Origin of the sequence: Campylobacter australis (assembly GCF_050586305.1) — a bacterium.
In the GTDB taxonomy this organism is placed as follows: domain Bacteria; phylum Campylobacterota; class Campylobacteria; order Campylobacterales; family Campylobacteraceae; genus Campylobacter_A.
Window position 1 is genome coordinate 1 of sequence record NZ_JAXUAA010000003.1, and the last position, 16,033, is coordinate 16,033.

At 33.4% G+C, this 16,033-nt stretch carries 17 protein-coding genes, 1 tRNA gene and 1 other RNA gene; 12 read left to right on the forward strand and 7 right to left on the reverse strand.

All coding sequences use genetic code 11. The features are described 5' to 3' along the window. Window positions 1–560, forward strand: a 560-nt coding sequence (locus U5B17_RS05000) for a glycoside hydrolase family 108 protein (protein ID WP_430804277.1), incomplete at its 5' end; no start/stop codon positions are given. 179 nt (window positions 561–739) lie between these two features. On the opposite strand, the gene U5B17_RS05005 is transcribed toward U5B17_RS05000, so the two are convergent. Then, window positions 740–816: transfer RNA gene (locus tag U5B17_RS05005), tRNA-Met, on the reverse strand. Window positions 817–981: 165 nt separating this feature from the next. On the opposite strand from U5B17_RS05005, the gene U5B17_RS05010 reads away from it, so the two are divergent. Beyond that, window positions 982–1,881, forward strand: a complete 900-nt coding sequence (locus U5B17_RS05010; RefSeq protein ID WP_430804278.1) for a bile acid:sodium symporter family protein — start codon at window positions 982–984, stop codon at window positions 1,879–1,881. Here the strand turns inward: U5B17_RS05010 and ruvC are convergent. Further along, window positions 1,878–2,351, reverse strand: a complete 474-nt coding sequence (gene ruvC / locus U5B17_RS05015) for a crossover junction endodeoxyribonuclease RuvC (protein WP_430804279.1) — start codon at window positions 2,349–2,351, stop codon at window positions 1,878–1,880. The genes U5B17_RS05010 and ruvC overlap by 4 nt on opposite strands. 132 nt (window positions 2,352–2,483) lie before the next feature. On the opposite strand from ruvC, the gene dnaA reads away from it, so the two are divergent. The 7 genes from dnaA to U5B17_RS05050 all read left to right on the forward strand — a co-directional run bounded on the left by dnaA (window position 2,484) and on the right by U5B17_RS05050 (window position 10,731). Further along, a complete protein-coding gene (gene dnaA / locus U5B17_RS05020; RefSeq protein ID WP_430804280.1) occupies window positions 2,484–3,791 on the forward strand; it encodes a chromosomal replication initiator protein DnaA in 1,308 nt (435 codons plus the stop codon). A gap of 8 nt (window positions 3,792–3,799) precedes the next feature. Next, window positions 3,800–3,949, forward strand: coding sequence for a hypothetical protein (locus U5B17_RS05025; protein WP_430804281.1), 150 nt, complete (start codon window positions 3,800–3,802; stop codon window positions 3,947–3,949). Then, window positions 3,946–5,016, forward strand: coding sequence for a DNA polymerase III subunit beta (dnaN, locus tag U5B17_RS05030; RefSeq protein WP_430804282.1), 1,071 nt, complete (start codon window positions 3,946–3,948; stop codon window positions 5,014–5,016). The genes U5B17_RS05025 and dnaN overlap by 4 nt, the downstream gene beginning before the upstream one ends. A 12-nt stretch (window positions 5,017–5,028) precedes the next feature. Then, on the forward strand, window positions 5,029–7,350 hold the full coding sequence (gene gyrB / locus U5B17_RS05035; protein ID WP_430804283.1) for a DNA topoisomerase (ATP-hydrolyzing) subunit B: 2,322 nt from the start codon (window positions 5,029–5,031) through the stop codon (window positions 7,348–7,350). Beyond that, on the forward strand, window positions 7,350–8,708 hold the full coding sequence (locus tag U5B17_RS05040) for an EAL domain-containing protein (RefSeq protein WP_430804284.1): 1,359 nt from the start codon (window positions 7,350–7,352) through the stop codon (window positions 8,706–8,708). Before gyrB ends, U5B17_RS05040 begins: the two co-directional genes overlap by 1 nt. 71 nt (window positions 8,709–8,779) lie before the next feature. After that, a complete protein-coding gene (gene queF, locus U5B17_RS05045; protein WP_430804285.1) occupies window positions 8,780–9,502 on the forward strand; it encodes a preQ(1) synthase in 723 nt (240 codons plus the stop codon). After that, window positions 9,499–10,731, forward strand: a complete 1,233-nt coding sequence (locus U5B17_RS05050) for an HD domain-containing protein (RefSeq protein WP_430804286.1) — start codon at window positions 9,499–9,501, stop codon at window positions 10,729–10,731. The genes queF and U5B17_RS05050 overlap by 4 nt, the downstream gene beginning before the upstream one ends. Window positions 10,732–10,737: 6 nt before the next feature. Here U5B17_RS05050 and ffs read toward each other — a convergent pair. Further along, window positions 10,738–10,835: signal recognition particle sRNA small type (ffs, locus tag U5B17_RS05055), an RNA gene on the reverse strand. Between the two features lie 54 nt (window positions 10,836–10,889). Here ffs and U5B17_RS05060 point away from each other — a divergent pair. The 3 genes from U5B17_RS05060 (at window position 10,890) to U5B17_RS05070 (ending at window position 12,261) form a co-directional block, all read left to right on the forward strand. Then, the gene (locus U5B17_RS05060; RefSeq protein WP_430804287.1) at window positions 10,890–11,312 is read left to right on the forward strand and encodes a hypothetical protein; all 423 of its coding nucleotides are present in this window, start codon (window positions 10,890–10,892) and stop codon (window positions 11,310–11,312) included. A gap of 14 nt (window positions 11,313–11,326) precedes the next feature. Continuing rightward, window positions 11,327–11,746 (forward strand): hypothetical protein, encoded by a 420-nt coding sequence (locus U5B17_RS05065; protein WP_430804288.1) that lies wholly within the window; start codon window positions 11,327–11,329, stop codon window positions 11,744–11,746. A gap of 71 nt (window positions 11,747–11,817) precedes the next feature. Then, entirely contained in the window at window positions 11,818–12,261 is a 444-nt protein-coding gene (locus U5B17_RS05070; protein ID WP_430804289.1) for a copper resistance protein CopD, read from the forward strand. On the opposite strand, the gene U5B17_RS05075 is transcribed toward U5B17_RS05070, so the two are convergent. From U5B17_RS05075 to U5B17_RS05090, 4 genes are all read right to left on the reverse strand, one after another. Then, entirely contained in the window at window positions 12,251–12,736 is a 486-nt protein-coding gene (locus U5B17_RS05075) for a low molecular weight protein-tyrosine-phosphatase (protein ID WP_430804290.1), read from the reverse strand. The genes U5B17_RS05070 and U5B17_RS05075 overlap by 11 nt on opposite strands. Window positions 12,737–12,758: 22 nt before the next feature. Beyond that, on the reverse strand, window positions 12,759–13,487 hold the full coding sequence (locus U5B17_RS05080) for an anaerobic ribonucleoside-triphosphate reductase activating protein (protein ID WP_430804291.1): 729 nt from the start codon (window positions 13,485–13,487) through the stop codon (window positions 12,759–12,761). A gap of 207 nt (window positions 13,488–13,694) precedes the next feature. Further along, entirely contained in the window at window positions 13,695–13,850 is a 156-nt protein-coding gene (nrdD, locus tag U5B17_RS05085) for an anaerobic ribonucleoside-triphosphate reductase (RefSeq protein WP_430804292.1), read from the reverse strand. Next, complete coding sequence (locus tag U5B17_RS05090; protein WP_430804293.1) at window positions 13,843–15,945, reverse strand: ribonucleoside triphosphate reductase; 2,103 nt, start codon at window positions 15,943–15,945, stop codon at window positions 13,843–13,845. The genes nrdD and U5B17_RS05090 overlap by 8 nt, the downstream gene beginning before the upstream one ends. Window positions 15,946–16,033 lie beyond the last annotated feature (88 nt).

The window sequence follows — 16,033 nt, forward strand, 5'->3', positions numbered from 1 at the left end:
ATAAAATGGCAAATTTTAACAAATCATACGAACTCATGCTAGGCTTTGAGTTTAACAACCCCAAAAACGCACTGCATAAAAACCCAACTGAAAATGGTTTAACATTTATGGGAATTTATGAAAAAGCACACCCAAACTGGCAGGGCTGGGAGGTTGTGCGTGCCACACTTTACACAACCCAAGACATCGCCCAAGCTAGCACGCTACTTTACAAAGACGCGCAAACACGCGCGCTCGTGGCTAAATTTTACCGCGAGCAGTTCTGGAACGCGATGCGTGGCGATGAGATAATTAGTCAGCATTGTGCCAATGAAATCTTTTGCTTTGCGGTAAATGCTGGAGTAAAGCAAGCTATCAAAACAGCTCAAAGAGTCGTTGGAGTGGTTGATGATGGCTATTTTGGCGGTCAAACACTAAGAGCATTAAATAGCTACGATGAAGCTAAATTTAATAAAGAGTATGACAGGCTAGAGCTTGCTTACTATAACAGGCTAATAGAGAAAAATCAAAAACTAGCTGTTTATAAAAAAGGATGGGGGCGAAGAGCAACGGAGATATGATTATTTTTATAAAACAATTCTAAAATTAACTTATAAAAATAATAAAAAATTAAGTGTGCCCCAAGTGTGCCCTAAATGTTGTCAAAATGTTTAATTTTCGACAATATTTAAGCAAAAAAATTGCTAACCTTTTCTTGATAAAAACTTGTTAAAACGCTGTATTTTAGGGGGTTTTGAGATGGTGTCAAGAGAGAGACTTGAACTCTCGACCTCCGGCTTATGAGACCAGCGCTCTAACCAGCTGAGCTACCTTGACACACTGAATAAGTTCGAGATTATACCATTTCAAAACTTATTTTAACATAAATTACAAAATTTTCCAAAAATGCTTAAAAATCAAAAATTTTGTGTAAAATACGCCAAATATTTTTAGAGGAAACCTATGAAAAACTTATACAAACAACAAGTACAAAGATATTGAATGAAAACACTTATTTATCCTATTATTGCGCTTATTTTTTCAGTATTTGCACACTTTTTCCCCGAAATTTTCACACCTTTTAAAGACCATATCGTAACCTTTTTAATGATTATAATGCTTGGCATGGGTATGACACTAAATTTTACAGATATTGTAAGTATTTCTAGCAAAAAATCTGCCATAATACTTGGTGTTACTGTACAGTTTATATTTATGCCACTCATAGCACTTGGCATAAGTATAGTTTTTGAACTTAGTCAAGCCCTTACCATAGGTATGGTATTAGTAGGAACAAGTGCTGGTGGAACAGCTTCAAATGTACTAACCTATCTAGCCAAGGGTGATCTTGCACTTTCTGTTAGTATGACCCTAGCTTCTACCGTTATTTCATGTGTATTAATGCCATTTCTTACTTGTCTGTATCTTGGAAAAAGTGTAGAAGTTGCCATACAAAGCATGCTTTTTGATCTTATAAAAATTACCATTTTACCGCTTGTAATTGGTATATTTCTTAATACATTTTTTAGCAAATTCTTACACTTTTTTAAGCGTGCTATGCCACTTATCTCAATGAGCGCTATTATATTTATCGTAGCTGTGATAGTTGCTTTAAATACACAAAATTTATCTACAGTAGGCATTAATATTATAATAGCCGTAATAGTTCATAATACACTTGGTATGTTTTGTGGTTATGCTAGCGCTATAATTTTTGGTTTTGATACAAAAACTGCTAGGACACTTGCGATAGAAGTTGGGGTGCAAAACTCAGGACTTAGTGCCGCACTTGCGATGAAGTATTTTGGTGTTATATCGGCACTTCCAGCAGCACTTTTTAGCATCATTCAAAATGTTATAGGAGCACTATTTGCAAGTATTTGTAAAAAAACTGAAATTTAGCTTATACGGATAGTATTAGCATGAGTTAAAGCAACTGCGATAGCATCTGTTATATCAAGTGGTTTTATATCTTTTGTAATACCAAGTATTTTTTTTACCATAAACGCAACTTGCTCCTTTTGAGCCTTGCCATTTCCAGTGACGGCTTTTTTTACCTGAAGTGGTGTATATTCAGCAAAATCACCATGTAGTTGTAAAATTTTAAGACTTAATGCACCGCGAAACTGTGCTAGCTTTAAGACTGTTTTTGGATTAAATGCAAAAAATATATCCTCAATCGCCACATGTTCAAAACTATGATGTTTAAAAATTACATCAAGCCCCTCGCAAAGCTCGGTGATTTGATATTGAAGTCTATCTTGTTTTATTTTAATAAGTCCAGCTTCTAAAAGTGTGGTTTTTCTTGTAGTTTTTTCTATAATAGCATATCCACAGTTACGAGAACCTGGGTCAATACCTAGAATTTTCATACTATCCTTTTCATTAGTTATTCACATTTTTTTCACATAAGTGAATAACTTTTTACCATATTTAACAAATATTTTATCAAATTTTGGCTACAATATTTAGTTAGCGTATTTTAATATAAAAAAGGTTTAGTTTTGCTTGCAAATGAAATTTTAGAGATGCTTAAAGAGAAAATCTCTCCAAATGAGTATGAATTTTACATAAAACAGCTCAAATTTAACGAAAAAGCATCAAGCGATGACACTATATTTTATAATGTCCCGAACGAACTTATAGCAAAATTTATAAAAACAAAATACGCTGAGAAAATAGCATACTTTTATGAGGTAAAAACAGGCAGAAAACCCCTTATAAATATAACCACACAAAATATACGCAAAGCTAGTTTAAAAGCAAGTAAAATTGATGTGAAAAAGATAAAAAGTACAAATTTGATACAAGATTATACATTTGAAAATTTTGTTGTCGGCAAGACAAATCAAGTTGCATTTTTTCTAGCAAAAGAGGTTGCTCAAAGACCAGGTGGGCAATATAATCCACTATTTATCTACGGAGAAAGTGGGCTTGGTAAAACTCATTTACTTCATTCAATAGGAAATTTTTGTCTAAATATGGGGAAAAATGTTATTTGTGTAACAAGTGAAGTTTTTATGAATGATTTTATTTATAACCTAAAAAACAACATGATGGAAAAATTTCGTGAAAAATACCGAGAGTGCGACTATCTTTTGATAGACGATGTTCAATTTTTAGGAAAGACAACAGAGATACAAAACGAATTTTTCCACACATTTAATGAAATTCACAGTAAAAAAGGTCAGATAGTTATGACATCAGATAAGCCACCAAAAATGTTAAAAGGCTTTGAAGAACGCTTAGTTACACGCTTTGACTCAGGTGGTAGGATAGATATAAATCCACCAGATCTGATGACTAAAATAGCCATCGTGCAAAAAAAATGTGAAATAAACAATTTATCTTTATCAGCAGATATTATAAACTACATCACAACTCATATCGGAGATAATATAAGGGAAATTCAAGGGGTTATAAATAATATAAAAGCCTATCACACGATGCTAAATGAAGAGATAACACTTGAGCTTGCAAAAAATATAACAAAAGATTTACTAAAAGAAAAGCTAGAAAATGTAAGCTTAGAACGCATTATTGAAGTAGTTTGTAAAGAACAAAACATAAAAGCTAGCGATATAAAAAGTAAATCACGCGTGGCAAATATCGTAGAAACAAGAAGAATAGCAATTTATTTAATTAGAAATTTAACAACAAATTCGATGCCACAAATCGCAAACTACTTTAATATGGGCGATCACAGCAATGTTAGTAAAAATATAAAAAAGATAAATGAACTCATAGAAAATGATGAAATTTTAAAATTAAAAGTCGAAGAAATAAAAAATAAAATTCTAACAAAAGGATAAAATAAAAGATGAAATTTGTGAATAAATGTGAAAAAAATGAAAATTTTATTCACGCCTTAAATAACCAAATAAAGGGCGTAAAAGCAGATTTTCACTTTTTCAACAAGCCTACTATTACTACTAAAAGAAATTTAAAAACAAACGGAGAAAAAATATGAAAGTTACAATAAATAAAAATGTCCTTGAAAGTATTGTTACAAACACAAACCCATATCTTGAAAAAAGAGATTTAAGTGCTATAACAAGTCACATTTATATTAGTGCTAAAGATGGAGTTTTAAATATTCGTGCAACTGACCATGAAATAGGACTTGCATATAAACTTAGTAACGCAAAGATAATAGATGAAGGCTACGCAACAGCAAATGGCAAAAAACTACTTGACATAATACGAAGTTTAAAAGATGAAGATGTTATGCTTGAAAGTCTAAATAACTACCTTTATGTAAAACAAAAAAACTCAAAATACAAACTTCCTATGTATAAATTTGAAGACTTCCCATCTTTTCCAACCATCGAAGGAAAAGCTAAATTTGACATAGACGCTGTTATGCTTGGAAGAAGCCTTAAAAAGATACTTCCTAGTATAGATAGTAATAATCCAAAATTTGAACTAAATGGAGCTTTACTAGATATAAAAGAAAATTTTATAAATATCGTAGGAACTGATACAAAACGACTTAGTGTATTTAGATTTGAAACACCAACTGAGCGTGAGTTTTCTATCATTATCCCTAAAAAAGCTATAAGTGAGATACAAAAACTATTTTTTGATAAGATAGAAATTTACTATGATGAAAATATATTAATAGCTCAAAGTTCAAATTTTGAGTTCTTTACAAAGCTTATAAATGGAAAATTCCCAGATTATGAGCGTGTCGTACCAAAAGAGATAAAAAAGAGAATAGTTTTAAATCGAGATAAAATGGTAGATGGTATAAAAACTATATCAATGTTAAGCGATACTATGAAAATTACTTTTGCTCCTGAGAGTATTACATTTGAAAGTATTATTGAAGATAACTCTGAAGCAAAAACAACGATAGAATACAACACAAGTCTTGATGAACAAATTTATATTGGTATTAAAAACCGATATTTACTTGACTTTTTACAAAGTATAGAAGATAATGAATTTGAGTTAGGTTTTAATGATATAAATTTAGCTTTTGTTGTTAGTTCAAAAGAGCTTAAAACTGTCGTAATGCCAATAACAATAAAATAAGAAAGAGAAAATATGTCAGAACAAATTTATGATGCTGGAAATATCAAAGTTTTAAAAGGGCTTGAAGCTGTCCGAAAGCGTCCTGGTATGTATATTGGAGATACAAATATCGGTGGTCTCCACCATATGATCTACGAAGTAGTAGATAACTCGATAGATGAAGCAATGGCAGGGTATTGTGATACTATAGATGTTGAGATAACAAAAGAAGGTAGCTGTATAGTTACTGATAATGGTCGTGGAATTCCAGTTGATATGCACCCAACTGAAAACTTACCAGCTGCAACAGTTGTTTTAACAGTACTTCATGCAGGCGGAAAATTTGATAAAGATACATATAAAGTTTCTGGAGGTCTTCATGGTGTTGGTGTTTCTGTTGTAAACGCACTTTCTAAAAAGCTTATTTTAACTATAAAACGCCAAGGAAATACTTATAGACAAGAGTTTGCTAAAGGTATACCAACAACTGGGCTTGAAGTGATAAAAACTACAAATCGCACTGGAACTTCGGTTGAGTTTTTTGTGGATGATGAAATTTTCGAAGTAACTGAATTTGAGCGTGATACACTTGCAAAACGCTTTCGCGAACTTGCTTATCTTAATCCAAAAATAAATATAAATTTTAAAGATCAACGCGATGGATTTAGTGAAAGTTATCACTTTGAAGGTGGTCTTGAAAGCTTTGTAAGCGATATGAATAGATCAAATGCAGTTAGCAAAGCTGTTAGTTTTAGCGGTGGTGAAGAGGATATTATAGTTGATTTTGCTCTACTTTATAACGAAACATATAGTGAAAATTTACTTAGCTTTGTAAATAACATTAAAACTCCAGATGGTGGAACACATGAGGCTGGTTTTAGAGCGGGATTAACTCGTGTTATTACAAACTATATTTCATCAAATGCAGCTGCTCGTGAGAAAGATACAAAGATAACTGGCGATGATATTAGAGAAGGTCTTATAGCGGTTGTAAGTGTAAAGGTGCCTGAACCGCAGTTTGAGGGGCAAACAAAGGGAAAACTTGGTTCAAGCTATGTTAAACCTATTGTTCAAAAGATGGTTTTTGAAGTTTTAACAAAGTATTTTGAAGAAAATCCTATCGAAGCTAGAGCTATCATGAATAAAGCTCTCATGGCTGCTCGTGGTAGGGAAGCTGCTAAAAAAGCAAGAGATCTTACTCGTAAAAAAGAGAGCTTTAGTGTAGGAACTTTACCTGGAAAGTTAGCTGATTGTCAAAGTAAAGATGCAACTATTAGTGAGCTTTATTTAGTCGAGGGCGATTCTGCGGGCGGTTCAGCAAAACAGGGTCGTGATAGAGTTTTTCAAGCTATTTTACCACTTAGGGGTAAAATTTTAAATGTTGAAAAATCACGCCTAGATAAAATTTTAAAATCTGAAGAGATAAAAAATATGATAACAGCGCTTGGTTGTGGTATCGGTGATGAGTTTGATGCAGAGCGTTTGCGATATCATAAGATAATTATAATGACTGATGCTGATGTTGATGGAAGCCATATCCAAACGCTGCTTCTTACATTTTTCTTTAGATTCTTACATGAGGTTGTTGAAAAGGGTTATATCTATCTAGCTCAGCCACCACTTTATCGATATGAAAAGGGTAAAAAAGAGGTTTATTTAAAAGATGATAAAGCATTAAATGAATTTCTTATACAAACTGGTATTGAAGGTATGGAATTTGAAGGTGTTGGGACAAATGATTTGATTGACTTTTTAAAAATAGTTGTTGCTTATGATAATGTCTTAAACGAGCTTGCAAAGCGTTTTAACTTGCTTGTTGCCCTTAGATATATGATAGAAAATCCAGACATAATAGGCAAAAACTATGCTGAGATATTTGAAATTTTGAGTAAGTTTTTAAAAGAAAAGGGTTATAATATATTAAATTCCTATGTAAATAATGAGGAGATAAGAATTTATATACAAACTGAAAATGGTTTGGAAGAATTTTATATCAACGACAACCTTTTTGCTAACCCACTTTACGAAGAAGCATTACATATTTATAAAAAGCTAAAAGAGCGTGAGATAGATTTTGGCGGTAGAGATATGATAGATGTTTTACACAGTGTAACAGAAAATGCCAAAAAAGGAAATAATGTAAAAATTCAGCGATATAAAGGTCTAGGTGAAATGAATCCTGATCAGCTTTGGGAAACGACGATGAATCCTGAAAATCGTCGCTTACTTCGTATAAGTATAAAAGATGCACAAAGTGCTAGTGATACATTTAACCTGTTTATGGGCGATGAGGTTGAACCGCGCCGAAATTATATCCAAGAGCATGCAAAAGATGTAAAACATTTGGACATTTGATGTTTGCAATAAATTTAGAGAGAACTCAGCGTTTTAAAACAGCGCTGAAGATCTCATTTCCATTTATAATATTAGTTTTATTTGTTGGCTATATTTTTTTTACAAATGATAATATCCAAACTCATGAAATTTTTCTTTTTATTTTACTTGTTGTAGTTTATATTTTCTACACTTTTTACCTGATATATCAAAGTTTTAAAAACACTATTTTAGATAATACTTTAAGCTTTTTAAATCGTAAAAAAACAGAACAAATTTTTAGTGAGCTTGTTTTAAAAGCTGATAAAAATCAAAGTTTAGTTTTATTAAAGATTAAAAATCTAAGTGAAATTTCTGATATATATGGCATAAATAAGGGCGATGAAATTCTAAAAGATAGTATCTTTAAACTTAAAGATTTTCTTAAAAAAAATAGTGTAAAAAGCATAATAGGACACTATAATGCCAGTTCATTTTTGCTATATGTATATGCGCAAAGTTCGTATCTAACACATATTTTAACTATTTTTTCAAAAAATATGCAAAATGAAAATATAAGTATAGATATCGATTTTTTAGCCATTAATGCTTTGCAAAATAGTGATCTTAGCAAAAGTATAAATTTTTTAATAAATGAATTAAAATATAAAAATAAAGCTGACAAAGCCGATTTTTTACATATAGAAAAAGAGGTTTTAGAAGCCATAAAAGAACAAAAATTTATTTATAAAACTCAAAAAATATTAAGCCTTCAAAACCAAGATGAGCTAAATTTAGTAATATCTACATTACAAACAAGAAGTTTAGGAAATATCGCTCGTTCAAAGTTTATAGAGATAGCTATGCAAAATGAGATCGAGATAGTACTTGATAAAAATAATATCTTAAATTTCTTAAACCTTGTTCAAAAAGATAAAATATATATCATTGAAGTTAGTCAAAATTCTCTAAAAGATACGACTTTTTTAAATTTTATTAAAGAGCTTGTTTTGGAAAAAAAGCTAGAAGCTAAAAATATCATTTTTGATTTTAGTAGGCAAAATAGCGAAAATTTTGGAAGGTTGAATGAGTTTTTAAGTGAGTATAAAAAACTTGGATTTAGATTTTGTTTATCACAATTTTGTGGGACAAATGTCTGTTTTAACGCACTTTTTGTACTTGATGTAGAGTTTATATCTTATGATATTTCCATAAGTAAAACACTTTTAGATAAAAAAGTACAAGTATCTTTAAGAAATTTTAGTCAAATTTATAGAGAAATTGGCATAAAAAGTATAGTTAAATTTATAGAAAATACACAAAATTTTGAACTTGTAAAAAGCCTTGGTGTAAGCTTTGCTCAAGGTTATTTTATAGAAAAACCAAAGGATCTTAGATAATAAGGAGAGCCTAAAATAGGCAGAAATTGTTGGCAAAAAGCCTTGAAATTTAAAAATAAGGAAAACAAAAAATGAGTAAAGAAATTTTGATATTAGATGATGAACAAGAGCAAGATGTAAAGCCAGATTTAAAATATGGTGAACAAATTTTTAAGAATTTTAATCCAGAAACCGACCTTGAGTTTTGGGAAAACAAACATGAGCGAGAGTATATGATAAGCATAACTTTGCCTGAGTTTTGTTGTCTTTGCCCACGCTCTGGCTATCCTGACTTTGCAACGATATATGTTGATTATATACCAAACAAATTTGTGGTTGAGCTAAAAACTATAAAACTTTATATAAATAGTTTTATGAATCGTAACATAAGTCACGAAGATAGTATAAATGAAATTTATGATTTACTTTACCGTAAGCTTGAACCAAGATATATGAGGATAGTAGGTGACTTTAACCCAAGAGGAAATGTTCATACTGTGATTGAAATTTCATCTGAAAGTCTTATTAAAAAACAGGGAAAAAATAACGCAGATGATGAAAAAAGTCGTGATGATAATCGCCGTGCAGGCGCGCATCGTATCGAAGAGCGCGAGCGTGATAGAGCAAGAGATGAAAAAAGAGGTAGTAGCGGTTTAAGAGGCAGTTTTAGACGAGATAGTGATAAAGGTGGCTTAAGAGGTAAGAAATTTGAGCGTGATGGTGATGAAAAATCAAAAAGAGTAGCTCGTGATGGCTTTCGCAAGATAAGTTATGAGGGCGATCGTAAAGCAAGTGTGGTTAAGAAAAACAAATGATATCTCCAAGCCTTATCGAACATATCTTTAAAGCGGCCTCTATCTCACGCTGGAACGACTATCCAAAGATGACAAATTTAGTCGAGCTTGACAAACAAGCGCATAAATTTATCATCGCATATTTTATAGCCAATCTTGAAAAAGATGTCGATATGAGTTACATCATCGAGGCTGGGATTTTTGAGTTTTTAAGTCGTGTTGTCGTGACTGACATCCGTCCAGATGTTTTTCATTTTATACAAAAAAGTAAAAAAGAGCAAGTAAATGCGTGGGTGGCAAATGAGCTTGAAGAGCTTATAAAAGATATAGAGGATGGTAAATTTTTAGCTAGATTGCGTACATATTTGCTAGAAGATGACAAAACACACTCAAAAGAGCGCCTTATCTTAAAGGCAGCAAGCTACCTTGCAACGCGTTGGGAATTTAGCATAGTTTATCAAACAAGTCAGTTTTTAAATGATATTGATGAACTAAAGAGCAAAGTAGATGAAGAGATGGAGGATTATTACGAGCTTATAGGTGTTAGAAAAATAGCTATGAATCAAAAGCTAGCACGCCTTGTTGATCTTAGTGGGCGTCTTCGTTTTCAAAAGCGTTGGGCTCAAACTCCTAGGATACCAGAAACGGCTGTTTTAGGGCATATGCTAGTTGTTGCTATACTTAGCTACTTTTATTCGCTTAAAGTTGGAGCGTGTAAAAAAAGGCTTGAAAATAACTTCTTTTGTGCACTTTTTCATGATCTTCCAGAGAGTTTAACTCGTGATATTATAAGCCCTGTAAAATACGGCATAAAAGGACTAAATGAGATCATTAGCGAGTATGAGATGAAGCTTATTGATGAGAAAATTTTACCATTTGTCCCAGATAGTTTTAGGGAAGACTTTAGCTATATTTTAGGCATTCGTAAAAAAGATGATAAATTTATAAAAGATGAGTTTGAAAACCGCACATTTGAAAATAATATTATCCCACATGATGGAATGATGGAAAATGTCAATGAAAATCGCTTTAATGCCATCGATGGAAAAGCCTTGAAATATTGTGACAAGTTAGCCGCTTATATTGAGGCTGGGATGTCGATAAGTTATGGTGTAAAGTCAAAAGAGCTAAGCGATGGTTTTAAAAATATGCACAAGAATTTTAAAGAAAAACCAAGCATAGATGGTGTAAATTTTTATGAAATTTGCGAAAGGTTATGCGAGCACTTTGATCTAAAAAGTCAAGTTTAGTAAAACCCCCTCTCAGATGACTGCGGCACACACTGATTACAAGTGCTCTGCTGTGTTCCCACCCTGAAGCGGTGCTCATAAAAAGCATTGCACAGGTCTAAGAAGGAGCGGTTGAAATGTTACTAAAAAAATGCTTAAAACTTAGTAAAAGGATGTAAATGGATACTTTAGATATTATAAATTTTATAAAATCTGACACATATCAAAATATCTTAAAAAAATCTCAAAAGGAACTAGGCTTGGCTATTTCTATTGATATAGATATCCAAGAGTGCGAGATTTACACGCAGTATGTAAAAGATGTCGGGCTTAATACTTTTCATCTAAATCAAGGGGTAAATTCACTAAATTTTAGATCTTTTTTACATAAATTTTATGAGTTTATAAATGATGAAAATATCGCGATTTATACCCTAAAAAAGAGCGAAAATTTACAAACTTTACTCATTATGCCAGCACTCTTTGTTTACTGTTTAGAAAATGGCTTAGACGCACAACTTCGTAAGTTTTTTAATAAATACAATATCGGCTCAACTCTTTTTAATAGACTGAGTGAGATCTTTGAAAATAGCAAATTTTAAAAAGTGGTGTAAAAATGGGCTTTAAATTTCGTTTTTTATCGGCTTTTCGTGAGTTTTTAGTCTATCATCATAAGTCTTTGGAATTTCGTGCAAAAATCTTTGCAGCTATAATTGGCGCAAAACTCTCTCCAGATGATGATGACTTTGAAATTTTAACACAGATTGCTACTGAAATTTATGAAAATGACCAAAATAGAATAGATTTTCTCATACAACTTACAAAAGAATATGTTGCAAAAATAAAGAAAAATGACCATTTAACGCTTGATGCGTTGCTAAATAATATCGACAAAGAGCTAAAAGCACACAAACGCTATGTAAGCAAGATCGATTTTGACCATCTTAGACGGCTTATGGTTGGTAGTGAAGATGAGATAATTGTTCAGCAACGAGTCTATGAATTTCTTGTTAGTGAAGTGAGAATGTATCTTTGATTGATATAGCTCATTGCAAAAAAGATAAAAATAGTCTATAATGCGCCTTTTAAATTTTTAAAAGGATCAAAATGCAAGCGATATATCCATATGCAAAGCTCGTACATATCATCTGTGCGATCATTTTTTTAGGTTACATCTTTTTTGATGTTGTTATATTTTCTCGTCTTAAAAATATTTTAGGCGATGAATTCGAGCGTGTAAAAGCTGCCATAACTTCAAAAGCTATAAAGATCATGCCACTTTGCCTACTTTTACTTATACTTTCAGGTGGTATGATGATGAGTACATGGGTTGGATCAAAAGCTGGTGGATACTTTGAAACAACGCTTCAAACACTTCTTATGATAAAAGTTATTTTGGCATTGATATTGGCTTGTGGTGTTGTTTTTAATCTATCACATCGTGCATTAGGCAAGCAGCCACCGAAGTTTATGCGTGAAAATTTGCATACTGTTGCATTTATTTTTGGTTTTGCGATAGTTATTTTAGCAAAAGCAATGTTTATGGTTTAGATTTTAAAATTTGAGCTAAAAGCCCCTTGCAAGCACGACTTACATCATAAAAACATCGCTCAAAATTTCTAGTGTAATACGGATCAGCGATGATAAGATCTGCATGTTTTAGGGGCTTGTCTTTATTTTGTATAGAATACTCGAGTAAAAATTTCACTTTTTTCATATCTTTTCCAGCAAAAATTTTGCCTAAAGTTTGCATATCTTCATCGTCCATACAAAGTATAAGATCGTATCTGTCATAGTCTGCATTTTGCACCTGAGTTGCCTTGTGCTGGTAGTCTTTTAGCCCATTTTCGCGCAAAACTCGCAGTGTCTCGTAGTATGGCGGCTCGCCTATCTCATCTGTATGTGTTGCCATAGAAAATACTGAAATTTCACCATCTAAACTATTTTGCTCTAGTAAATTTCTCATCACAAACTCAGCCATTGTCGAGCGACAGATATTTCCATGACAGATAAATAAAATTTTCATCTTAGCTCCTTTACTGAGAATTTTACTGAAAATTTCTTAATTTTATCGGTATTTTTGAATTGATTTTAGTTGGATCAAAGCAGTTTTTTGACTTGCAAATGTTACCAAAATTCTTACCCGTGTCAAGGAAATTTTGCAAAAAATACTCACCTATATAGCCTTTTTGCCACAAAATTTCAGCCATTTGACTAATGTCATATTCGTTTAGCAAATCAGTATGAATAGTCGTGCGAACTTCGAAGCTTACATCGTTTGCCAGCAAAAACTCAAGCGTTTTTATAAAATTTTCATAAAAATTTAAGCCAGTTATGGCGTGAAATTTCTCTTTTGTCGCCTTAAAATCAAGCGCGATGTAATCGATTAAATTTTCACTTATGGCTTGTTTTAAAACGATCAAATTTGAGCCATTTGTATCAACTTTTAGGGCTAAATTTCGCTGTTTTACCTCACGAGCTAGTGGTAAAAATGATCGTGCAAGAGTGCATTCTCCGCCACTAAATACAACGCCATCAAGCTTACCAACTCTTTTATCAAGAAAGCGAACAAATTCATCGTCGCTAATGCCGTTTTGCTGTAAGCTTAAGATTTCTGTATTGTTTTGGACTGAAGTTTCATTAAATTTAGCAAGAACAACAGGTGTATTGTAGCAGTAGGCACAACGCATATTACACCCTGCAAACCATGCAACAGCCGCGATCTTGTCAGGGTAGTCGGTCATGGTAAAAGGGGTCAGTGAATAGATAGCATTCATAATAAATTTCTAAGTTTTAAACTTTTAAAACAAGATTTTGGCAAAATTCTTATCAAAATTTCACTACAATCAAGTGAAATTCACAAACAAATCCCACAAAATTGCACGGCTATGGGCGATAAGTTTGCAATGAACCGCATCTATCGTACATCGCAGTAAAACAAACAAAAGTACAACGACACATAGTAAAACAAAACTCACGAGCAACTAACACTTTTCGCAGAATTTCACTCTCTCTTTATGTTCGCCTTTTTTGCCTAGGTTAAAGCTCTCAACTGGGCGATGATAGCCCATTACGCGTGTATAGACCACACATTTAGTGCGCTCGCTAGCGTATTTTTCTAAAATTTTATCTTTATTCATCGTTTTCTCCTTTGTGATTTTCTAAAATTTCCGCATCGCAAAGTGGGCAAAACTCATGCTCACCAGCGATATAGCCGTGCTTATCGCAGACGCTAAATACAGGCGTGATCGTAATATATGGTAAGCTATAGTTTGTGATGATATTTTTAACCAAACTCTTACAAGCCGTCGCCGAGCTTATGCGTTCCTTCATATAAAGGTGAAATACCGTGCCGCCAGTGTAAGCGCTTTGTAGTTCATCTTGCAGATCAAGCGCCTCGTAAGCGTCGTCGGTGTAGCTAGCTGGAAGCTGAGTAGAGTTTGTATAGTATATATTCTCGCCAAAACCAGCTTGCATGATGTTAGGATAGCGTTTTTTATCCTCTTTTGCAAAGCGATATGTCGTGCCTTCGGCAGGGGTTGCTTCAAGGTTGTAAAGGTTGCCTGTTTGCTCTTGAAATGCGCGGATCTTATCGCGTAAGAAATTTATCATCTCCAAAGCAAACTCACGCCCAAACTCAGTCGCTATATCATCATTATCATTTGTGAAATTTCGTAGTAACTCGTTCATACCATTTATACCGATCGTGCTAAAATGGTTGTTAAAATGCTTTAAATATCTCGCCGTGTATGGATACAGTCCGCGCTCATACATCTCTTGGATAAATTTTCGTTTCTTTTCAAGCGTTGATTTAGCTAGTTCTAGCAGGTATTCAAGCCGTGTGTAAAGCCCTTTTTTATCATCCTTGTAAAGATAGCCAAGACGGGCTAAATTTATCGTTACCACGCCGATACTGCCAGTCATCTCTGCACTTCCAAAAAGTCCGCCACCACGCTTTAAAAGCTCACGCAAATCAAGCTGCAAACGGCAACACATAGAGCGAACATGCCCCGGCTTATAGGCGGCTTCGTTTAAAATTTTATTACCATTTTCGTCTGTTTTATACTGAGAGCCAACAAAATTTTGAAAGTAGCTTGAGCCCATTTTTGCTGTATTTTCAAACAAAACCTCAGCCACATCGCTATCCCAATCAAATTCTTCAGTGATATTTACGGTTGGTATCGGAAATGTAAATGGCTGTGAGTTTTTATCCCCAGCTGTTAGCACCTCGTAAAATGCCTTTGTTATGCGTCTCATCTCTGGCTCAAAGTCACCATAAGTCATATCGCAAAGTGCTTTTTTGCCACGCTCATTTGCTCGTTTTAAGGCATTTTCATCGTTAAAATTTTTAAATAAATGCTCATCGTTTGATGTTGGAATTTGTGGTTTTAGATCGTCTGGACAGGTAATGTCGATTGTTACATTTGTAAATGGACTTTGCCCCCAGCGTGCAGGGACATTTAGGTTAAAAACAAAGCTAGTTATCGCCTTTTTTATCTCCGCATCACTTAGATCATCTTTAAAAACATAAGGTGCAAGATATGTATCAAAGCTAGAAAATGCCTGTGCTCCAGCCCACTCGCTTTGTAAAATTCCTAAAAAATTTGCCATCTGGCTAAGCGCCTCGCGAAAGTGCTTTGGTGGACGGCTCTCGACACGCCCACGAACGCCGTTAAAGCCCTCGTTTAAAAGTGCTCTAAGTGACCAACCAGCGCAGTATCCAGTTAGGCAGTCAAGGTCATGTATGTGGTAGTCGCCGTTACGGTGTGCCGCACCTTCTTCTTTGCTATAAACGGCATCTAGCCAGTAGTTTGCGATGACTTTTCCTGCGGTGTTGTTGATAAGTCCAGCGTTTGAGTAGCTTGTGTTTGAGTTGGCTGAGATTCGCCAATCCGTGCCGTTTATGTATTCATTTATCGTCTGAGTTGAGTTGATGTAGGTGGTGTCGTCGTTTAGCCCTAGAATTTGCTCTCGTTGCATCTTGTGCGTGTGGCGGTAGAGCATAAAGCTTTTTAAAACATCAAAATATCCAGCCTTAAAAAGAGCCGCTTCTATGTAGTCTTGGATGTCTTCGACTGCTAAAATTTCCTTATCAAAAACATGTCCCATAACATCTAGAAATACTTTTTCATCGTATTTTTTGCTTTCGCTTTCAAATGCTTTTTTTATCGCATCTGCGATTTTATATGGTAGATATTCTTGTGCTGTGCCATCTCGTTTTAGGATTTGTTTCATCTTTTGTCTTTAAAATTTTGGTTTATTGAATGCAAAATTATAGGTAAAATAACCTTAAAGTTAAATAGCCTTATTTATTATTAAATAA